Genomic DNA, 19,617 nt, shown 5'->3' with positions numbered 1-19,617 from the left:
GTGGGATCAGGCGAGGCGCGAAGCGAGCTCGTCGATCTTGTCGGGACGGAAGCCCGACCAGTGGTCCTCGTCGGTGATGACGACGGGGGCCTGAAGGTACCCGAGCGACTTGACCTGCTCGAGGGCCGACGGGTCTTCGGACAGGTCGAGCACGTTGTACTCGATGCCCTTCGAATCGAGCGCGCGGTACGTCGCCGTGCACTGGACGCAGGACGGCTTGGTGTAGACCGTGATCGCCATGTCGTTCTCTCTCTCCCCTGGAAAATTTTCGTCCGGGCGGGCAGGGCTCGCCGGGACCTCAATACTACATATGGGGACGGACATCGGAAGGCACCACAAGGGGTAGTAGTTACATCGATGTGATTTTCCACCGTCTCTCCCCATGTACAACACAGGTTGTCCACGATTTCATCCACAGATCGACCCCCTCTCCTCGCTCTGCCAACAGGCGCGATTCCGCGGTTCTCGCGTCGTCGTCCGCCATCTGTCCACAGATCGGACGCTAGACGGGGGTTCCGACATCGCACAGGCGGTGGAATCTCGACTCCGGCGTGTCGCGGCGTGTCGCGGCATCCGTCGATCCGGACCGCTCGGCGGGTGTCGGAGGTCGGCGGTAGCGTTGTGCGGTGGCCGGCTACCGCGAACTCCTCAGAACCCCTGGCGTGGGGCGCATCATCGCCGCGCAGCTGACCGCGCGCTTCCCCAACGGCATGACGAGCCTGGCCGTCCTGCTGCACATCGAGCACGTCACGGGCTCGTACGGTGCCGCCGGTCTCGTGCTGGCCGCCACGAGCCTCGGGCAGGCCGTCGCGGGCCCCGTCACCAGCCGCTGGATGGGCCGCTGGGGCATGCGTCGTGTTCTCTCGGTCACGCTCCTCGTGTGCGCGGCGGCGATCGCGACCCTGGCGCTGATCGAGATGCCGCTCCCCCTCTACATGGCGCTCGGCCTGATCGCCGGCCTGTCCACGCCCCCGGTGCAGTCGGCCGTGCGCACGATCTACCCGAAGATGGTCCCCTCGAAGCAGCTCACGCCGCTGTACTCGCTCGACGCCTCTTTGCAAGAGATCATCTGGGTGCTCGCGCCCGTGCTCATCACCCTCGTCGCGACACAGATCGGCACGGTGCCGGGGCTCCTGCTCGTCGTCGTCATCCTCATCGGCGGCGGCGCGTGGTTCATCCTCAGCCCCGAGGTCGGGCGCGTGCGCATCCCGCGCAGCCGCCGGGGTCTCGGTCGCGTGCTCACGAAGCCGCCGGTCATCCTCGCCACGGCCACCGGGTTCCTGCTCATCGGCGCGTGCTCGGCCGTCGAGGCCGGTGTCGTCGCCACCTTCGACCACGGTGGCCTCGAGGCGGGGCTGATCCTCGCCGTCTTCGCGGTCGGCAGCCTCGCGGGCGGCCTCTCGTTCGGGCACATCCCGATCGGGCGCTGGGCGATGGCGCGTCGCTTCGCGATCGTCGCGGTCGGACTCTCCCTCACCGTCTTCTCGCTGAACGCGTGGTGGATCGGCGCGACCCTCCTGGTCGCCGGCGCCGGCATCGCGCCCGCGCTGGCCGTGATGTTCGCGATGACCTCGGCGAGCGTGCGCTTCAGCGAGACCGCCGAGGCCTACGGGTGGATCGGTACCGGGCAGCTGATCGGCGCGGCGGCCGGGTCCGCCGTGGCCGGCTTCCTCGTCGACGGCGTCGGTCCGACCGGTGCGTACCTGGCGGCGGCGGGCTTCGCCGTGGCCGGGTTCGTCGTGTCGGTGATCTTCGTGCGCGGCTTCCCCGACCTGCGACACCGTGACGCCAGCCCCATCCCCGACACCGAGCCGGTTCCCACCATCACCTGAGCGGATGCCGGGGAGCTCGGCATCCGGAACACTCCTGGCGACGGCGGCTCAGTGCGTGCGACGCAGCAGCTCGAGCACGGCGAGCGCGTAGGCGTCGGCGGGTTCGGGGTGGTCGAACACGATTGTGGACCCGCCGACCGCGATCTCGACCTCGTAGGTGTCGGAGAGGCGACGGAGCGACCGGAAGGTGGAGCGCAGCAGCTCGCGCAGCTGCGATTCGGAGGGCAGCCACAGGGCGTCCTCGGTCGCGACCGAGTCGAGCGCCCACTCCGTGGTGCCGTTGAACGCGAGGATGCGGCCGGTCGGATAATCCCGAGGCTCGACGGTCATCTCGCTCACGGTGAAGACGTCGGCGTCGAACTCCGGCTCGTCGAGCTGGAAGCGGTCTCCCGAGCGCGGATGCCACACGAGTCCGGCTTCGCGGAGGGCCAGGGCCATCTCGGTCGAGATCATGGCATCCATTCTGGGGGCGGTCGACGGCGTCGGGCCGAGATCCTCTGAAGCCGTTCGGGTGTCGGACGCCACCCCCGTCCCGATGTCGGTGGTCCCGAGCACAATGGATGCCATGACCTCGTTCGACCCGGCTCGGTTCCTGCCCGACGACCTGCTGGCCCGCATCCGCGAGCGAGCCGTGGTGCACGACCACGAGAACACCTTCCCGCACGACGACCTCGACGAGCTGCGCGCGGCCGGCTATCTCGGCATCCTGGTGTCGACCGAGCGCGGCGGCGCGGGTCTGAGCCTCGCCGAGGCCTCGGTGCTGCAGCAGCGGCTCGCGGGGGCGGCCCCGGCGACGGCGCTCGCGATCAACATGCACCTCGTGTGGACGGGCGTCGCGAAGGTGCTGCGCGATCGGGGCATCGACGATCTGGCCTTCGTCGAAGAGGGGGCCGTCGCGGGCGAGGTGTTCGCCTTCGGCATCAGCGAGGCCGGCAACGACCTCGTGCTGGCCGGGAGCGACACCGTGGCGCTTCCCGACGGCGAGGGCGGCTACACGTTCACGGGGACGAAGATCTTCACCTCGCTGTCGCCGGTGTGGAACCACCTCGGCGTGCACGGTCTCGACACCGAGTCGCCCGACGGCCCGAAGACGGTGTTCGCCTTCCTCGACCGCACCGACGAGGTCGTCACGCGCGACGACTGGGACACCCTCGGCATGCGCGGCACGCAGAGCCGCACTACGCAGCTCCGCGGGGCGCACGCCCCCGCCGACCGCGTCGTGCGCCGGATCGACCCGGGTCCCACGCCCGATCCGCTCGTGTTCGGCATCTTCGCCGTCTTCGAGATCCTGCTCGCGTCGGTGTACACCGGCATCGCGCGGCGCGCACTCGACCTCGCGGTCGAGGCCGCCACCTCGCGCACCTCGAAGAAGACCGGCACGATCTACGCCAACGACCCCGACATCCGCTGGCGCATCGCCGATATGGCCCTCGCCTACGACGCGATGCCTCCCCAGCTCGCCGCCCTCGCGAACGACGTCGACTCCCTCGCCGACCACGGGCCACGGTGGTTCTCGCTGCTCTCGGGCGTGAAGTACCGCGCCGTGGCGATGGCGAAAGAGGTGGTCGACGACGCCGTCCTCGTCGGCGGGGGCGCGGCGTACTTCTCGCGTCACGAGCTGAGCCGCCTGTACCGCGACGTGCTGGCCGGCATGTTCCACCCGTCCGACGCCGAGTCGGCGCACGCGACGACCGCCACGGCGTGGCTCGGACCGGTGACCTCCTGATGGCGCGCACGCCCACGCGCGCTCTGAGCCCGGCCGATCAGGAGCGCCGTCGCGCCCTGCGCGTCATGAAGGGGGTCGCCCTCGGTGCGCTGGTGGCGATGGCCATCGTCTTCGCCGTGTCGTTCTCGCTCCAGCGCGAGGTGGAGTGGTTGCAGTACGTGCGCGCGGCCGCCGAGGGCGGGATGGTCGGCGCCCTGGCCGACTGGTTCGCCGTCACCGCCTTGTTCCGGCACCCCTTGGGTCTGCCGATCCCCCACACGGCGATCATCCCGCGCCGCAAAGACGAGATCGGTCGCCAACTGGGCGAGTTCGTCGAGACGAACTTCCTCGAGGGCGACGTCGTCCGCACCAAGCTCGAGTCGACACCGCTCTCGGCTCGCGCCGGTGCCTGGCTGGCCGAGCCCGCCCACGCCGAACGCGTCGCCGCCGAGGGGGCGACCCTCGCGTCGAGCGTGCTCACTGCGCTGAGCGACGACGACGTGCAGGGCCTCATCGAAGACCTCGCCCGCGAGCACCTCCTTTCGCCCGACTGGGGCCCCTCGATCGGAGGGTGGCTCGAACGGGTCGTGTCGTCGGGAGCGCACCACGGGGCGGTCGACCTCGCCCTCGACAACATCGCCGTGTGGCTGGGTAACAACCGCGACACCTTCCAGGGCCTCGTGTCCCGACGCCTGCCGGCGTGGGTGCCGAGCATGGCGGCGCGCCTCGTCGACGACACGGTCTATCGCGAAGCGGTGCAGTTCGTCGACGCCGTGCGCGCCGACCCCCGCCATCAGGCGCGTGGAGCGATCGACGGCTACCTCGGGCGTCTCGCCGACAACCTGCAGCACGATCCGTCGACGATGGTGCGCCTCGAAGAAGCGAAGGCCGCGGTGTTCGACAGCCCGCGCGTGCGTCAGCTCGCCGCCGATGCGTGGAACACCGCGAAGGCCGGGCTGCTCCGCTCGCTCGGCGACCCCGACAGCGCCCTGCGGCGCCGCGCCACGGCTGCACTCGCCGAGGTCGGCGAGCGCCTGCAGCGCGACGAGGTCCTGCAGAAGCGCGTCGACGGCTGGGTCACCGACGCGGCCGTGTTCGTGGTGGGCCGCTATCGCCACGACATCGCCTCGATCATCACCGACACCGTCGAGCGGTGGGACGCCGAAGAGACCACCGAGAAGATCGAGCTGATGGTCGGACGCGACCTGCAGTACATCCGCCTCAACGGAACGATCGTCGGCGCGCTCGCGGGGCTCGTGATCTTCACCGTCGCCCACGTGATCTGGGGTTCGTGAGCGCTCTCAGGGCGGCGCGCCGAAATCCGTCGCGTCGCACCGCCCTGCGGCGTAGCCGGGTGAGTAGCCTGGGGCGCGTGAGTGACGGAACCGACGCCGAGTCGCTCTTCACGTACGGCACGCTGCAGTCGCCCGACGTGCAACTCGACACGTTCGGTCGCCGTGTCGACGGCGACGACGACGCACTGACCGGTTTCCGTCTCGAATGGATCGACGCCACCGGCGTCCACGATCCGGGCGGTGTCGACACCGCCTCCGCTCTGGCTGATCGTCACCGGGCTCTCAGGCGTACCGACGACCCGCGCGATCGCGTGTTCGGCAGCGTGCTGCAGCTCACGGCAGACGAACTCGACGCGGCCGACGAGTACATGGCGACCGTCTCGCGGCGCACGCGGGTCACGCTATCGAGCGGTGACGAGGCATGGGTCTACGTCGCCGTATGACCGCCCTGTCCGTCGACCCGCTCTGGCCCCGCGCCGGAGACTGGCCCGCGCCCTCGCCCAACGAGATTCCGGATGCCGCTCTGCTCGGTGTCCCCGCCTGGCGCACGTCGCTCTCGCCCACGGGCGCCGGCGAAACCCCCGCGGCGGTTCGCGCCGCTCTCCGCCGCTTCTCGCCCACGCTGATGGGTCCGCCCCCGGTCTCGCTCGACGACGTGCTGCGCATCGTCGATGCCGGCGACGTCACCGAACCCGACGGTCGCGAGGGCGAACAGCGCGTGCGCGACGCCGTCTCCGAGCTCAACGCCGCGCGCATGGTGATCGCCCTCGGCGGCGACAACTCCGCGACCTACGCGGTCGCGCAAGGACGCCGCGCCCGCGGGCTCATCACCCTCGACGCCCACTTCGACCTGCGCGACGGCGAATCGAACGGATCCCCCGTACGCCGGCTCACCGCCGACGGGCTCGACCCCTCGCGCATCGTGCAGATCGGCATCGCCGACTTCGCGAACTCCGCGGCCTACGCGCAGCGCGCCCACGAGGCGGGCATCACCGTCATCACCCTCGACGAGCTCCGCAGTCGCGGCATCGACACGGTGATCGCCGACGCCCTGCGCATCGCCGGAGCGGGCTCCGCGTCGGCCGATGCCGGCGGCATCCATCTCGATGTCGACGTCGACGTCTGCGACCGCTCGGTCGCACCGGGGTGCCCGGCGAGCGTTCCCGGAGGCCTCGCCGCGTGGGAGCTGCGCGCTCTCGTGCGCGGCCTCTCCCGCGACTCCGGCGTGATCAGCGCCGACATCGTCGAGGTGGATGCCACGGCAGACACCGCCGACGCCCGCACGGTGCGTCTGGCTGCGCTGTGCGTTCTGGAGATCCTGGCAGGAATGGCGGAAAGACGATGATCCAACTCATCCTCGCGCGGCACGCGAAATCGGACTGGGCTGACGAAGGCCTCGACGATCACGAACGTCCGCTCAACGACCGCGGTCGCCGCGACGCACCGGCGATGGCGCGGATGGTCGTGCGCAAGGGCGTCCGACCGGAGACCGTGCTGTCGAGCACGGCCGTGCGCGCGAAAGAGACGGCGCAGTTCTTCGCGAAGGCCTTCGACGCCGAAGTCACCGAGCTCGCCGAGCTGTACCTGGCCGATCCCGCGCAGATCCTGGCGTCCGCGCGCGCCGTGGGGGTCGACGAGCTGATTGTCGTCGCGCACGACCCCGGCATGAGCGCCCTCGTCTCGCGTCTCGCCGACCGCGACGAGCGCATGGTCACGTGCGCCGTGGCGATCTTCACCTGGCACGACGGCACGTGGGACGACGTCGACGCGACCCCTCCCGACGAGTTCGAGCTGCTGACGCCCTGAGGCCGGCCTGGGCCGTCCGGCCCCGGGTTGCCTCACCTCTTCGCCGCGTCGCCGTCCTGCGGACCTCACCCCCGACACGCCGTCCCGCCCGACCCGACACCCGGCGTGTCGCCCGCGGCATCCGCACGACGGCACACTCGGGCGGGACCCCGCCGACCGGCCGTACCCCCGCCCCGCCGTGACCCGCCGTGCCCCGCCGAGCCCGCCGTCCTGCGGACCTCACCCCCGACACGCCGTCCCGCCCGACCCGACACCCGGCGTGTCCCCCGCGGCATCCGCACGACGGTCCAGCCCGGCCCGACGACCGGCCCGGCCGTGCCCCCGACCCGCGCGATGCCTCAGACCTCGGCCCCGTCCTTCCACACCGCCCGCACGAGGGGCACGCCCGGCCGGTAGGCGAGGTGCACGCGGGTCGGGGCCTCCAGCAGCACGAGGTCGGCGCGCGCGCCGGGCCGGATCACCCCCACGTCGGCGAGGCGCAGCGCGCGGGCACCTCCCGCGGTCGCCGCCCACACGGCCTCGGCGACCGTCATGCCCATCTCGCGCACGGCCAGGGCGATCATGAGCGGCATCGAACTGGTGAAGCTCGATCCGGGGTTGCAGTCGCTCGCGAGAGCGACGGTCACGCCCGCGTCGATGAGGCGCCGCGCGTCGGGGAACGGCTGCCGCGTCGAGAACTCCACCCCGGGCAGCAGCGTCGCCACGGTGTCCGAGCCGGCGAGCGCGGCGACGTCGTCGTCGCTGAGGTACGTGCAGTGGTCCACCGCCGCGGCGCCGAGCTCGACGGCGAGGGCCGCTCCCCCGCCGAAGCCGAGCTGGTTCCCGTGCACCCGGATGCCGAGACCCGCGGCACGGCCCGCCTCGAGCACCCGGCGGCTCTGGGTCGGCGTGAACGCGCCCTCCTCGCAGAACACGTCGATCCACCGCGCGTGCGGAGCCACCGCGTCGAGCATGTCGCCGACGACGAGCTCGACGTAGTCGTCGCCCCGCCCGGCGAACTCCGCGGGCACGACGTGCGCGCCGAGGAAGGTGACCTCGGCGGTGACCTCGCTCGCGAGCCGCGCGAGACGCGTCTCGGTCTCGACGTCGAGCCCGTAGCCGGTCTTGATCTCGAGGGTGGTCGTCCCCTGGGCTCGGCACTCCCCGACCAGGGCTGCGAGACGAGCCCGCAGTTCATCGTCGGAGGCCGCTCGGGTCGCGGCGACAGTGGTGCGGATTCCCCCCGCGGCATACGACTCACCGGCCATCCGGGCCGCGAACTCCGCAGCCCGGTCGCTGCCGAAGACCAGATGGGTGTGGCTGTCGACGAAGCCGGGGATGACGGCGCGACCCTCGGCATTCACCACCGGAACGTCGGTCGGAGCGGCATCCGCCGACCCCACCCACTCGACGCGTCCGTCCCGCACGATCACGGCGGCGTCGCGCAGGGTTCCGCAGGCATCGCCCGGGGCCGCGACGTTCGTCGTCAGCTCCCCGATGTTCGTCAGGAGGAACGCGCGTCCGGCCCGCCCGGAACCGCTCACCACATCGGCACCGTCAGGCCGCGCTCGGCCGCCACCTCGCGGGCGCGGTCGTAGCCGGCATCCACGTGGCGCATGACTCCGGTGCCGGGGTCGTTGACGAGCACGCGCGCGAGCTTCTCGGCGGCGAGCTCGGTGCCGTCGGCAACGCACACCTGTCCCGCGTGGATGCTGCGGCCGATCCCCACCCCTCCGCCGTGATGGATCGACACCCACGACGCGCCGCTGGCGGTGTTCAGCAGCGCGTTGAGCAGGGGCCAGTCGGCGATGGCGTCCGAGCCGTCGGCCATGGCCTCGGTCTCGCGGTAGGGAGAGGCGACCGATCCCGCGTCGAGGTGGTCGCGACCGATCACGATGGGTCCCGACAGCTCGCCGGAGGCCACCATCTCGTTGAACTTCAGGCCCGCGAGGTGGCGCTCCTGGTAGCCGAGCCAGCAGATGCGCGCGGGCAGCCCCTCGAAGTGCACCTGCTTTCCCGCCTTGTCGAGCCAGCGGTGGAGAGCTGCGTCTTCGGGGAAGAGCTCGGCCACGGCGCGGTCGGTCTTGGCGATGTCTTCCGGGTCTCCCGAGAGAGCGACCCAGCGGAACGGTCCCTTGCCCTCGGCGAAGAGCGGGCGGATGTACGCCGGCACGAAGCCGGGGAACGCGAACGCGCGGTCGTACCCGCCGAGTTCGGCCTCGCGACGGATCGAGTTGCCGTAGTCGAACACCGCCGCCCCGGCATCCTGGAACCCCACCATCGCCTTCACGTGGGCCGCCATGCTCTCGCGCGCGCGGCGGGTGAAATCCTCGGGGTCGCGGGCGGCTTCGGCCTGCCACTGGTCGACCGACACGCCGATCGGCAGGTACGACAGGGGGTCGTGCGCGCTCGTCTGGTCGGTGACGATATCGATCCGGATGCCGCGGGCCAGCAGCTCCGGGAACACCTCGGCCGCATTTCCCTCGACGCCGACCGACAGCGCCTCGCCCGCCTCGCGTGCGGCGCTCACCCGTTCGATGGCCGCGTCGAGATCGGGGGCGACCTCGTCGAGGTAGCCGTGGGCGACGCGGCGGTCGAGGCGCGTGCGGTCGACGTCGACGATGAGCACCGCTCCCCCGTTCATCGTGACGGCGAGCGGCTGCGCCCCGCCCATGCCGCCGCACCCGGCGGTGAGGGTGAGGGTGCCCCGGAGATCACCGGCGGAAGCAGCGGTCTCGGTGGCTGAGCCTGTCGAAGCCCCCGCCAGCGACCGCGCGACGGCCGCGAACGTCTCGTACGTGCCTTGCAGAATGCCCTGCGTGCCGATGTAGATCCACGACCCGGCCGTCATCTGGCCGTACATGGTGAGCCCGAGCTCTTCGAGCTTGCGGAACTCGGGCCACGTCGCCCAGTCGCCCACGAGGTTCGAGTTGGCGATGAGCACGCGCGGCGCCCACTCGTGCGTGCGGAACACGCCGACCGGCTTGCCCGACTGCACGAGCAACGTCTCGTCGGGCTCCAGCTCGTCGAGGGTCCGCACGATCGCGTCGTACGCCGCCCACGATCGCGCGGCCCTGCCCGTGCCGCCGTAGACGACGAGGTCGTCGGGGCGCTCGGCGACCTCGGGGTCGAGGTTGTTCATGAGCATGCGCTTCGCGGCTTCGGCTCCCCAGCTCTTCGCGGTGCGCTCGGAGCCGCGCGCCGCGCGGATCGGAGAGCGGGGAGCGGATGCCGGGCCCCCGGCGGTCGATGCGGCCGCGGCAGCCGTACCACGACCCGCAGCCGTTGCGACCTCCGGTGCCGGGGCGGCGGCTTCGGGCGTCGTGTCGACCGGTGCCGCGCCGGTCGTGGTGGTGTCGGTCATGGCGGATCTCCTTCGATCGGGGCGCGAGGTCAGGCGGTGTGTACGGGAGTGGAGAGCGTGTGGGCGGAATCCGTCCGAGCGAGCGCGACCCGCGCCACCGCGCCCGAGGCGACGAGCTCGGTCACGGCCTCGATCTCGGGCGAGACGAAGCGGTCGGGGCCGGGGCCTTCGACACGCGTGCGGACGAGGTCGCGCACGGCGCCGGTGGCCGCCGCGGGCTCGAGGGGAGCGCGCAGGTCGAGGGCGCGGCATCCGGTCAGCACTTCGATCGCCAGCACGCGGGCGAGCCCGTCGATCGAGCGACGGAGCTTGCGGGCACCCGCCCAGCCCATCGACACGTGATCCTCCTGCATGGCGCTCGAGGGGATCGAGTCGACCGAGGCGGGGGCGGCGAGGCGCTTGAGCTCCGACACGATTCCGGCGGCGGCGTACTGCGCGATCATCAGGCCCGAGTCGACCCCCACCTCGTCGGCCAGGAACGGCGGCAGCCCGTTGCTGCGGGCGACGTCGAGCGCACGGTCGGTGCGGCGCTCCGACATCGAGGCCACGTCGGCGACCGCGATCGCGAGGAAGTCGAGCACGTACGCGACGGGGGCGCCGTGGAAGTTGCCGTTCGACTCGACGCGCCCGTCGACGGTGACGACGGGGTTGTCGACGGCGGATGCCAGCTCGCGCTCGGCGACCCGCGCCGCGTGGGTCATCGTGTCACGCGCGGCGCCGTGCACCTGGGGAGCGCAACGCAGGGAGTAGGCATCCTGCACGCGGGTGCACTCGGGGCCGCGGTGGCTCGCGACGATGGACGAGCCGGCGAGGAACGCGCGGAGGTTCGCCGCGGATGCCGCCTGCCCCAGCTGCGGGCGAAGCGCCATGAGGTCGGCCGCGAAGACGGCATCCGTCCCCAACTGCGATTCGATCGAGATCGCCGCCGAGACGTCGGCCGTGGTGAGTAGCATCTCGAGGTCGTGCAGGGCCAGCAGCAGCATGCCGAGCATGCCGTCGGTGCCGTTGATGAGGGCGAGGCCCTCCTTCTCGCGCAGGGCGACCGGGGCAATCCCGGCGGCGGCGAGCGCGTCGGCGGCGGATCGCCGATTGCCGGCGGCGTCGCGTACCTCGCCCTCGCCCATCACCGCGAGGGCCACGTGCGACAGCGGCGCGAGGTCGCCCGAGCAGCCGAGCGAGCCGTATTCGCGCACGACCGGGGTGATCCCGGCGTTCAGCAGGGCGGCGTAGGTCTCGACCACGACGGGGCGCACCCCGGTGCGACCGGTGGACAAGGTCTGCAGGCGCAGCAGCATGAGGGCGCGCACGACCTCGCGCTCGACCTCGGACCCGGTGCCGGCGGCGTGCGAGCGGATGAGGCTCGCCTGCAGCTGGGCGCGCCGGTCCTCGGCGATGAAGGTCGTCGCCAGCGCCCCGAAGCCGGTCGAGATGCCGTAGTGCGGCTGCGGGTCGTCGGCGAGCGCCTCGATGAGGGCGCGGGTGTCGGCCACGCGCTGCAGGGCGTCGTCGTCCACCGTCACCTGCGCGTCGTGGCGCGCGACGGCGACCACATCCTGAGGGGTGAGGGGCTGGGATCCGACGGTGACGCTCGCGTTCATACGCCGATTCCATCGCGCGCACTGTCGCGCGACGACGGGGTTATGGCATCCTGTGTCTGTCATGCCAGACATTCCCCGTCCGCAGGTTCCCGCCGCCGATCAGACGCTGCGGATCCTCTCGCTGCTCGCGCGCCAGCCCGGCCCGATGGCCGCGCAGTCGATCGCGACGACCCTCCGCATCCCGCGTTCGAGCGTCTATCACCTGCTCGCGACCCTCGAGCAGCACGGCTACGTCGTGCACCTGCCCGGCGACCGTCGCTGGGGCCTCGGCACCGCGGCGTTCGAGCTCGGCGGCGGATACGCCCGGCAGCAGCCCCTCGCCCGCCTCGGCCGGCCGCTGCTGGCCGGGCTCTCCGACCGGGTCGGCGAATCTGCCCACCTCGCTGTGCTGGCCGGACGCGACGTGCTGTACATCGTCGAAGAGCGCGCTCCGCGCCGCCCCGCGCTCGTGACCGACGTCGGCGTGCGCCTGCCCGCACACCTCACGGCGACGGGGCGGGCCATGCTCGCGGCGCTCCCCCGCGAGCAGGTGCGGGCGTTGTTCCCGGATGCCACGGCCCTCACCCAGCGCCACGGTGCGGGCCCCACGACCCCGCGCGAGCTGCGTGAGGTGCTCCGCCTCGTGCGGGCCGACGGCCACGCGAGCGAGAACGGCGAGGTCACTCCCGGATTCCGCTCCGTCGCCGCCGCGGTGCTGGATCACGCCGGGTGGCCCGCCGCGGCCGTGGCGATCACGTGGCCGGCCGACGGACCCCCGCGCGATGCCGAGGCGCTGGCGTCAGCGGCATCCGGAACCGCCGCCGAGCTCGCCCGCCGCATCGGCCGGCCGGCCTGACGCGCGTTCGGGGCGAGTTTCGTCGTTCGGGGCGTGAAATTCTCGCCCCAATCGACGGATCCCGCCCCAAACTCCCCGGGCGCCGCCCGCGCCCACCCCCGCGCCTCAGCGAACGACGAGCCGCGGCTCCACCAGCACGTGCGCCGCTCCGGCCGTCGGTGCGCGGGGGGCGACGACCGTGCCGTTCTCGCCCATGAGCAGGTCGAGGGCTCCGGATGCCACCTTCTCGGGCAACTGCTCGACGCTCGACAGGCCGAGCGCCTCCACCGCGGGGGTGTTGTCGAAGCCGATGACCGTGATGTCGCTCCGGCCGGCGAGGGTGACGGCGAGGTGCGCGCCGATCGCGAGGGAGTCGCTCGCGCAGACGATGCCCGTCACGCCCGGGTCGGCGGCGAGACCGGCGGCGACCACGTCGCGGGCCGCCGAGACGTTCTCTTCGACGACCCATCGCGGTCCCGAGGCCGCGCTCTCGCGCCACCCGCGTTCGCGTTCGTCGCCGGTTCCCGACCCGGCGGGCCACCCGAGGAAGGCGATGCGCTGGCCGTCCTGGGCCAGCAGGTGCGCGGTCGCGGCGCGCGTGCCCGCCGCTCCGTCGACGTCGACCCAGAGGTGCGCGGGGGCTTCGACGTCGTCCTCGCCCCACGGCCGTCCGAACGACACGAACGGCAGGGCGCGGTCGAGCAGCCACCCCGTGCGCGGGTCGCCGTGGAAGGTTCCGGTGATGACGACGGCATCCACTTCTCCCCCCTCGAGCAGATCGCCGAGGCGGGCGATCTCCTCTTCGGGCGTGCGCGCGGCGTACAGCAGCACGCGCATGTCGCGCTCGCCCGCGCGTTCGGTGAGGGCGTGCACGAAGCGGTCGAGCACGACGCCCGAGATTCCCCCGGCGTACGGATCGAGATGGATGCCGATGGTCGAGCTCCGACGCGTGCGCAGGCGGCGCGCGGCGGCGTGGGGGCGGTAGCCGAGCTCGGCGATCGCGGCTTCGACGCGCAGGCGGGTGGCCTCGCGCACGATGTCGGGGGTGTTCACGACGTTCGACACGGTCTGCCGCGAGACCCCGGCGACGCGTGCGACGTCGTCGACCGTGGGCGCCTTCGCCATGTCTCGTCTCCCCCGTGCCGTGGCCGGTGCCCCGCGGCATCCGGTTTTCCGATCCTTCGACGCCGGCGCGCTCCGCGACGACGCGCGCGCAGGCCTGACGGTCAGACCGACAGCCTAAGCGGGCGGGCAACCGCTTGACAGGAAACACCGCCGTTCCTTACCGTTGTCGAACCGTCATTTGAACGATCAAACCGACGGCCCTCCGAGCACCCGGAGGGGTCGCATGCCTCATCGAAGGAGAGAGACACATGACACGGCACACCGCCCGGAACTGGCTCGCCGCCGGCGCACTTCTCGCCACCGGAGCCCTCACGCTCACCGCGTGCGGCTCCGGATTCAACGACACCCCCGGCGAATCCCAGGCCTCGGGCTCGGGAAAGCTCAGCATCCTCATCGGCTCCTCGGGCGACGCCGAGACCACCGCCGTCACCGACGCCGTCGCCGCCTGGAGCGAGCAGTCGGGCGTGCAGGCCGAGGTGCAGACCGCCAACGACCTCCCCCAGCAGCTCTCGCAGGGTTTCGCGGCCGGCTCGCCGCCGGACCTGTTCTACCTCGCCCCCGAGGCCCTCGCCGGCTACGCGGCGAACGGCTCGATCGCGGCGTACGGCGACGACCTGGCGAACAAGGACGACTTCTACCCCTCGCTCGTCGACAACTTCACCGTCGACGGCAAGTTCTACTGCGCGCCCAAGGACTTCTCGACCCTGGCCCTCATCATCAACACCGACCTGTGGTCGGCGGCAGGGCTGACGGATGCCGATGTCCCCACGACCTGGGACCAGTTGGCATCCGTCGCCCAGAAGCTCACCACCGACGGCCGCGTCGGTCTCGCGTTCGGCGCCGAGTACCAGCGCGTCGGTGCCTTCATGGCCGAGGCCGGAGGCGGACTCGTCTCCGACGGCACGGCCACGGCCGACAGCTCCGCCAACGTCGAGGCGCTGAACTACGTCAAGACGCACCTGAACGACGGCACCTTCGCCTTCGCGTCGGATGTGGGCGCGGGCTGGGGCGGCGAGGCGTTCGGCACCCAGAAGGCCGCGATGGTCATCGAGGGCAACTGGATCACCGGCGCCATGTCGGCCGACTACCCCGACGTGAAATACCAGGTCGCCGAGCTGCCCGCGGGCCCCGGCGGCAAGGGCACGCTGCAGTTCACCAACTGCTGGGGCATGGCCGCCGACAGCGGCAACCAGGAGCAGGCCCGCTCTCTCGTCGAGTACCTGACGAGCACCGACCAGCAGCTGGCGTTCTCGAAGGCCTTCGGCCCGATGCCCTCGATCCAGTCGGCCGCCGACGCGTGGAGCAGCGCCAACCCCGACCTCACGGCGTTCCTCTCCGGAGCCGAGTACGCGCAGTTCCCGCCGAACATGGCCGGTGCCGCCGACGTCATCACCGACTTCAACGCCCAGCTGGAGTCGCTGAAGACGGGTGACCCGCAGGCGCTGCTGCAGACGGCGCAGTCCAACCTCGAGGCCATCACCAAGTAGCCATGAGTGCTCTCACCTCAGCGCCGCGTCGCGCCGGATCCTCCTCCCCGGGGATCCGGCGCGGCGAGGCCGCCGCCGGCTGGCTCTTCACCGCCCCCGTGCTGATCATCCTGGGCGTGTTCCTGCTCGTCCCCGTGCTCATGGCGCTGTGGGTGAGCTTCTCCGACTGGACCGGGCGCGGCAGCCCCTTCTCGTCCAACGTCGGCTTCGTCGGTCTCGACAATTACGCCGCCGTCACCACCGGCGGCGGTCTCGCCGAACGCGACTTCGGCACGGCGCTGCGCAACAACGCCTGGTACGTGCTGCTGGTCGTACCGCTGCAGACCGCCCTGTCGCTCTTCCTCGCCGTTCTCGTCAACCGCGCAATCCTGCGCGGACGCGGTCTGTTCCGCACCGCCTTCTACTTCCCCTCGGTCACGAGCTCGGTGGCCATCACCGTGCTGTGGCTCTTCCTCTTCTCGGCATCCGGTGCCGTCAACCAGGCGCTGTCGTGGTTCGGCATCAACGGACCGAACTGGTTCAGCGATCCGTCCGGCGTCGTGCACAACCTGCTCGGAGCCGTGGGCATCACCAGCGGCCCGGCTTTCCTCACCGGCAACACGATGCTCGGCGTCTCATGGTGGGACTGGCTCGCCGGCCCCTCGGTCGCGATGTCGGCCTTCATCCTCATGGCAGTGTTCACCACCTCGGGCACCTTCATGCTGCTGTTCATCGCCGGCCTGCAGAACATCGGCGCCGACGTGCAGGAGGCCGCGATGATGGACGGCGCGACCGGCTGGCAGCGCTTCTGGCGCGTGACCCTGCCGCAGCTCAAGCCCGTGCTGTTCACGGTGCTGACCCTCGGCCTCATCGGCACGTGGCAGGTGTTCGACCAGATCTACACCGGCACGCAGGGCGGCCCCGGAAAGACCACGCTGACCCCCGCCTACCTCAGCTACTCCTCGGCGTTCCTGTCGCAGCAGTGGGGTCAGGGTGCGGCGATCGCCTTCGTGCTCTTCGTCATCATCGTGGCGCTCACGATCCTGCAGCGCTTCGTGCTGCGCGACCGCCCGGTCTCGCGCCGACGCCTGCGTCAGTACGAGGTGCCCGCACAGAAGGGAGCGAAGCGATGACCGCCACGGCCTCGCCCCAGACCACCGTCCTCGCCGAGCAGCGCATCGACGGGCCCGGTCGGCCCGCGAAGCACCGCATGTCGGGCAAGGCCCTGCGCTGGCAGATCGGTCTCTACGTCCTGCTGATCGTTCTCGCGGTCATCTACATCTATCCGTTCCTCGTGCAGGTGGCGACGTCGTTCAAGACGGATGCCGCGGCGGCGGCCGACCCGATCTCGCTCGCGCCCCAACCGTTCACGTGGGCGGCCTACGAGCGGTTGTTCCTGAACTCCGACTTCCCCGTGTGGTTCGGCAACTCGGTCGTGGTGACCCTGTTCGTCACCGCCGGCCGGGTGTTCTTCAACTCCCTCGCCGGGTACGCCCTCGCCCGCCTGCAGTTCCGCGGGCGCGGGGTGGTGTTCGCCGCCCTGATCGCCGTGATGGCGGTGCCCTCGGTGGTGCTGCTGATTCCGAAGTTCCTCGTGATCAACCAACTCGGCATGTACGACTCGTACGCGGGAATGATCCTGCCGTTGCTGGTCGATGCCGCGGGCGTGTTCATCATGAAGAACTTCTTCGAGTCGATCCCGCCCTCGGTCGAGGAGCAGGCCCGTATCGACGGAGCGGGCACGTTCCGCATCTTCTGGTCGGTCGTGCTGCCGATGGCCCGGCCCGCGCTCATCACGATCGTGATCCTGTCGTTCCAGGGATCGTGGAACGAGCTGAGCCACTTCGTCATCTCCACCCAGTCGCCCGAACTCACCACCCTGACCAAGGGCGTGGCGGCGCTGGCGAGCGGTCAGCTCAGCCAGGGCAGCCAATTCCCCCTCAAACTCGCGGCCGCGGCCATCATGACGATCCCGGTCGCCGTGGTGTTCTTCATCTTCCAGCGCCGCATCATGAACGCCAGCGAAGGAGCCGTCAAAGAATGACCACCGCCCCCACCACCTCGCCTGCCGGGACGAAGGTCGACACCCCTCCCCTGCAACCGCTGCTCAGCGATGCGCTCATCGTGCTGCGGGCCCCCACCCAGGTGTGGTCCGACGGCACGGGAGACATGGGCGCGGCCGCGGTGCACGGTGTCTACCACGGCGACGTGCGGCACGTGCGCTCGCTCACCGCGAGCTGCGACGGCTCACCGATCGAGTGGATCTCGACCGCCCCCGACGGCGCCTCGCGCGTGGTCTTCGGAGGACTGCTGCGCGGGCTCGACGACACCACCCCCGACCCGAAGGTGCGGCTGCTGCGCAACCGCCGCGTCGCCGACGGCGTGGTGAGCGAGTCGTGGACCGTGCACTCGCGCGTCGACCACCCCCTCCGCACCACGCTGCGCCTGACGCTCACGCCCGAGTTCGCCCAGCTGCACGAGGTGAAGTCGGGTCACGCAGCCGCGCGCGACGCCGACACCGCGATCGAGGGAGACGAAGCCCGAGTGGATGCCGATGCCCAGGGCCTCGACCTCGTCGCGCCGGGCGCCCGCGTGGCGTCGACCGGTCGCGAGGTCGAGGCCGAGTGGGACGTCGAGATCGCTCCCTTCGGCTCCGCCGAGATCGGGTGGACGCTGACGCTCCGCGACGACACCCTCGTCGTGGGCTCGGCCACGGCTCCCGCCCGGTGGGATGCCGCTGCCCTCGCCGCGACCGCCCCCGACCCGCGCCTGTCGCGATGGCTGCGCACGGCGCTCGACGACCTCGACGCCCTGCGGCTCGTGCTCCCCGATCACCCCGACGACGAGTTCTTCGCCGCGGGAGCGCCGTGGTTCTTCACGCTCTTCGGCCGCGACTCGATCTGGGCCGCGCGGCTCGCGCTCCCGCTCGACCGCGAGATCGCGGCATCCACCCTGCGTGTCCTCGCCCGCCTGCAGGGCGCCGACGACGACGCGCAGACCGCGCAGGAACCGGGCAAGATCCTGCACGAGCTGCGGGCCTCGGCGCTCGAGATCCCCGGTGAGGGCATCGTGCTGCCGCCGAAGTACTACGGCAGCGTCGACTCGACCCCGCTGTGGATCTGCCTGCTCGCCGACGCCTGGCGCGGCGGCATGCCCGAGGCCGAGGTGCGCGCGCTGCTCCCCACGCTCCGCGGCGCCCTCGGCTGGATCCGCGACAGCGGCGACAGCGACGGAGACGGCTTCCTCGACTACATCGACCGCATGGGCACGGGCCTGTCGAACCAGGGGTGGAAGGACTCGGGCGACTCCATCCAGTGGCGCGACGGCCGCCTCGCCGAGGGTCCGATCGCCCTGTGCGAGGTGCAGGCGTACGCGTACGAGGCCGCCCTCGCCGGAGCCGACCTGCTCGAGCAGTTCGGTGAGGGGGCGGATGCCGATGACGTCGCGTTCTGGCGCGCCTGGGCCGCCGACCTCAAGGAGCGTTTCGCCGCGACCTACTGGGTCGAGACGCCCGAGGGCCGCTACCCCGCCGTCGCCCTCGACCGCGACAAGCGCCCGGTCGACACGCTGACCAGCAACATCGGGCACCTGCTCGGCACCGGCATCTTCTCCCCCGCCGAAGAGGCGCACGTCGCCCAGCTGTTGCTGGGCGAGAGCATGTCGAGTGGATACGGCATCCGCACCATGTCGACCGGCGCCGCCGGATACTGGCCGCTGTCGTATCACGGGGGCAGCGTCTGGGTGCACGACACCGCGATCGCCGCGCACGGCATGCTGCGTGCGGGCCTGCACGACCAGGCGCGCGCGGTGGTCGACGGCCTGCTCGATGCCGCCGAGGGCTTCGCGTACCGCGTGCCCGAGCTGCACGCGGGCGACCCGCGTACCCACTCGTCGGTGCCGACGCCCTACCCCGCCGCCTGCCGTCCGCAGGCGTGGTCGGCCGCCGCTGCGGTGGTCTGCCTCACAGCCCTCACACCCGCCCCCGGGGTGTGAGCCCGCCGGGCGGCGCCGCCCCGACCCGCCGCCGCCCGGCCCTTCCCCTTCCTGAGCCCGTCGAAGGGCCCGGAAATTCGCAGAACCGAGGTCCCTGAGCCTGTCGAAGGGACCGCAACCCGCGGACCCCAGGTCCCTGAGCCCGTCGAAGGGACCGCAACCCGCGGACCCCCGGTCCCTGAGCCCGTCGAAGGGACCGCAACCCACAGAACCGAGGTCCCTGAGCCCGTCGAAGGGACCGCAACCCACAGAACCGAGGTCCCTGAGCCCGTCGAAGGGACCGGAGACCCGCGAACCCCAGGTCCCTGAGCCTGTCGAAGGGACCGGAAACCCGCGAACCCCAGGTCCCTGAGCCCGTCGAAGGGACCGCAACCCACAGAACCCAGGTCCCTGAGCCCGTCGAAGGGACCGGAGACCCGCGAACCCCAGGTCCCTGAGCCTGTCGAAGGGACCGGAAACCCGCAGAACCAAGGTCCCTGAGCCTGTCGAAGGGCCCGCAACCCGCGGACCCCCAGGTCCCTGAGCCTGTCGAAGGGACCGGAACCCGCGAACCCCCGGTGACTTCGACAAGCTCAGCCACCTCACATCGCACCACCCCACGCCCCGCGAACCCCCGGTGACTTCGACAAGCTCAGCCACC

The 19,617-nt window shown here is 71.5% G+C and carries 17 protein-coding genes; 11 read left to right on the top strand and 6 right to left on the bottom strand.

Features of this window, described 5'->3' with window-relative positions; translation table 11 throughout:
- Positions 1-6: 6 nt before the first annotated feature.
- A complete protein-coding gene (gene nrdH / locus LPW41_RS16185) occupies positions 7-240 on the bottom strand; it encodes a glutaredoxin-like protein NrdH (protein ID WP_055838040.1) in 234 nt (77 codons plus the stop codon).
- A gap of 386 nt (positions 241-626) precedes the next feature.
- On the opposite strand from nrdH, the gene LPW41_RS16180 reads away from it, so the two are divergent.
- On the top strand, positions 627-1,832 hold the full coding sequence (locus LPW41_RS16180) for an MFS transporter (RefSeq protein WP_230705395.1): 1,206 nt from the start codon (positions 627-629) through the stop codon (positions 1,830-1,832).
- A 48-nt stretch (positions 1,833-1,880) separates the two neighbouring features.
- On the opposite strand, the gene LPW41_RS16175 is transcribed toward LPW41_RS16180, so the two are convergent.
- On the bottom strand, positions 1,881-2,285 hold the full coding sequence (locus LPW41_RS16175; RefSeq protein WP_144834324.1) for a pilus assembly protein CpaE: 405 nt from the start codon (positions 2,283-2,285) through the stop codon (positions 1,881-1,883).
- Between the two features lie 112 nt (positions 2,286-2,397).
- Between LPW41_RS16175 and LPW41_RS16170 the strand changes: the two genes are divergently transcribed.
- The 5 genes from LPW41_RS16170 to LPW41_RS16150 all read left to right on the top strand — a co-directional run bounded on the left by LPW41_RS16170 (position 2,398) and on the right by LPW41_RS16150 (position 6,638).
- Positions 2,398-3,558, top strand: coding sequence for an acyl-CoA dehydrogenase family protein (locus LPW41_RS16170; protein ID WP_230705394.1), 1,161 nt, complete (start codon positions 2,398-2,400; stop codon positions 3,556-3,558).
- The gene (locus LPW41_RS16165) at positions 3,558-4,832 is read left to right on the top strand and encodes a DUF445 domain-containing protein (RefSeq protein ID WP_144834037.1); all 1,275 of its coding nucleotides are present in this window, start codon (positions 3,558-3,560) and stop codon (positions 4,830-4,832) included. The genes LPW41_RS16170 and LPW41_RS16165 overlap by 1 nt, the downstream gene beginning before the upstream one ends.
- 77 nt (positions 4,833-4,909) lie before the next feature.
- Positions 4,910-5,275, top strand: a complete 366-nt coding sequence (locus LPW41_RS16160) for a gamma-glutamylcyclotransferase family protein (protein WP_144834036.1) — start codon at positions 4,910-4,912, stop codon at positions 5,273-5,275.
- A complete protein-coding gene (locus LPW41_RS16155) occupies positions 5,272-6,177 on the top strand; it encodes an arginase family protein (protein WP_230705393.1) in 906 nt (301 codons plus the stop codon). The genes LPW41_RS16160 and LPW41_RS16155 overlap by 4 nt, the downstream gene beginning before the upstream one ends.
- Positions 6,174-6,638, top strand: coding sequence for a histidine phosphatase family protein (locus LPW41_RS16150; RefSeq protein WP_230705392.1), 465 nt, complete (start codon positions 6,174-6,176; stop codon positions 6,636-6,638). Before LPW41_RS16155 ends, LPW41_RS16150 begins: the two co-directional genes overlap by 4 nt.
- 338 nt (positions 6,639-6,976) lie before the next feature.
- Here the strand turns inward: LPW41_RS16150 and hutI are convergent, their stop codons facing one another.
- The 3 genes from hutI to hutH are packed head-to-tail and all read right to left on the bottom strand — an operon-like array spanning position 6,977 to position 11,579.
- Positions 6,977-8,164, bottom strand: a complete 1,188-nt coding sequence (gene hutI / locus LPW41_RS16145) for an imidazolonepropionase (RefSeq protein ID WP_230705391.1) — start codon at positions 8,162-8,164, stop codon at positions 6,977-6,979.
- Positions 8,158-9,981: a urocanate hydratase gene (locus LPW41_RS16140; protein ID WP_230705390.1), complete on the bottom strand. Its 1,824-nt coding sequence runs from the start codon at positions 9,979-9,981 to the stop codon at positions 8,158-8,160. Before LPW41_RS16140 ends, hutI begins: the two co-directional genes overlap by 7 nt.
- Positions 9,982-10,010: 29 nt before the next feature.
- Positions 10,011-11,579, bottom strand: coding sequence for a histidine ammonia-lyase (gene hutH / locus LPW41_RS16135; RefSeq protein ID WP_230705389.1), 1,569 nt, complete (start codon positions 11,577-11,579; stop codon positions 10,011-10,013).
- A gap of 61 nt (positions 11,580-11,640) precedes the next feature.
- Between hutH and LPW41_RS16130 the strand changes: the two genes are divergently transcribed.
- Positions 11,641-12,414: an IclR family transcriptional regulator gene (locus LPW41_RS16130; RefSeq protein WP_230705388.1), complete on the top strand. Its 774-nt coding sequence runs from the start codon at positions 11,641-11,643 to the stop codon at positions 12,412-12,414.
- Positions 12,415-12,519: 105 nt separating this feature from the next.
- Here LPW41_RS16130 and LPW41_RS16125 read toward each other — a convergent pair whose 3' ends face one another.
- The gene (locus LPW41_RS16125) at positions 12,520-13,518 is read right to left on the bottom strand and encodes a LacI family DNA-binding transcriptional regulator (RefSeq protein ID WP_230705387.1); all 999 of its coding nucleotides are present in this window, start codon (positions 13,516-13,518) and stop codon (positions 12,520-12,522) included.
- Between the two features lie 248 nt (positions 13,519-13,766).
- On the opposite strand from LPW41_RS16125, the gene LPW41_RS16120 reads away from it, so the two are divergent.
- The 4 genes from LPW41_RS16120 to LPW41_RS16105 are packed head-to-tail and all read left to right on the top strand — an operon-like array spanning position 13,767 to position 18,977.
- Entirely contained in the window at positions 13,767-15,005 is a 1,239-nt protein-coding gene (locus LPW41_RS16120; protein WP_230705386.1) for an extracellular solute-binding protein, read from the top strand.
- Positions 15,006-15,007: 2 nt separating this feature from the next.
- Positions 15,008-16,117: a carbohydrate ABC transporter permease gene (locus LPW41_RS16115; RefSeq protein ID WP_154097524.1), complete on the top strand. Its 1,110-nt coding sequence runs from the start codon at positions 15,008-15,010 to the stop codon at positions 16,115-16,117.
- Positions 16,114-17,028: a carbohydrate ABC transporter permease gene (locus tag LPW41_RS16110; RefSeq protein ID WP_144834018.1), complete on the top strand. Its 915-nt coding sequence runs from the start codon at positions 16,114-16,116 to the stop codon at positions 17,026-17,028. Before LPW41_RS16115 ends, LPW41_RS16110 begins: the two co-directional genes overlap by 4 nt.
- Positions 17,025-18,977, top strand: coding sequence for a glycogen debranching N-terminal domain-containing protein (locus LPW41_RS16105; protein WP_230705385.1), 1,953 nt, complete (start codon positions 17,025-17,027; stop codon positions 18,975-18,977). The genes LPW41_RS16110 and LPW41_RS16105 overlap by 4 nt, the downstream gene beginning before the upstream one ends.
- The last annotated feature ends 640 nt before the right edge of the window (positions 18,978-19,617 follow it).

This window comes from Microbacterium sp. JC 701 (assembly GCF_021026215.1).
Taxonomy (GTDB): Bacteria; Actinomycetota; Actinomycetes; order Actinomycetales; family Microbacteriaceae; genus Microbacterium; species Microbacterium algihabitans.
Note: the sequence above shows the minus strand (reverse complement) of the source record. Positions and strands in the feature narration are given on the sequence as shown.

Coding starts and splice junctions, on each gene's coding strand:
- LPW41_RS16175 (WP_144834324.1), bottom strand. CDS start 2,285: ATGATCTCGACCGAGATGGCCCTGGCCCTCCGCGAAGCCGGACTCGTG.
- LPW41_RS16120 (WP_230705386.1), top strand. CDS start 13,767: ATGACACGGCACACCGCCCGGAACTGGCTCGCCGCCGGCGCACTTCTC.
- hutH (WP_230705389.1), bottom strand. CDS start 11,579: ATGAACGCGAGCGTCACCGTCGGATCCCAGCCCCTCACCCCTCAGGAT.
- nrdH (WP_055838040.1), bottom strand. CDS start 240: ATGGCGATCACGGTCTACACCAAGCCGTCCTGCGTCCAGTGCACGGCG.
- LPW41_RS16125 (WP_230705387.1), bottom strand. CDS start 13,518: ATGGCGAAGGCGCCCACGGTCGACGACGTCGCACGCGTCGCCGGGGTC.
- LPW41_RS16115 (WP_154097524.1), top strand. CDS start 15,008: ATGAGTGCTCTCACCTCAGCGCCGCGTCGCGCCGGATCCTCCTCCCCG.
- LPW41_RS16110 (WP_144834018.1), top strand. CDS start 16,114: ATGACCGCCACGGCCTCGCCCCAGACCACCGTCCTCGCCGAGCAGCGC.
- LPW41_RS16105 (WP_230705385.1), top strand. CDS start 17,025: ATGACCACCGCCCCCACCACCTCGCCTGCCGGGACGAAGGTCGACACC.
- LPW41_RS16140 (WP_230705390.1), bottom strand. CDS start 9,981: ATGACCGACACCACCACGACCGGCGCGGCACCGGTCGACACGACGCCC.
- LPW41_RS16130 (WP_230705388.1), top strand. CDS start 11,641: ATGCCAGACATTCCCCGTCCGCAGGTTCCCGCCGCCGATCAGACGCTG.
- LPW41_RS16155 (WP_230705393.1), top strand. CDS start 5,272: ATGACCGCCCTGTCCGTCGACCCGCTCTGGCCCCGCGCCGGAGACTGG.
- LPW41_RS16165 (WP_144834037.1), top strand. CDS start 3,558: ATGGCGCGCACGCCCACGCGCGCTCTGAGCCCGGCCGATCAGGAGCGC.
- LPW41_RS16150 (WP_230705392.1), top strand. CDS start 6,174: ATGATCCAACTCATCCTCGCGCGGCACGCGAAATCGGACTGGGCTGAC.
- LPW41_RS16170 (WP_230705394.1), top strand. CDS start 2,398: ATGACCTCGTTCGACCCGGCTCGGTTCCTGCCCGACGACCTGCTGGCC.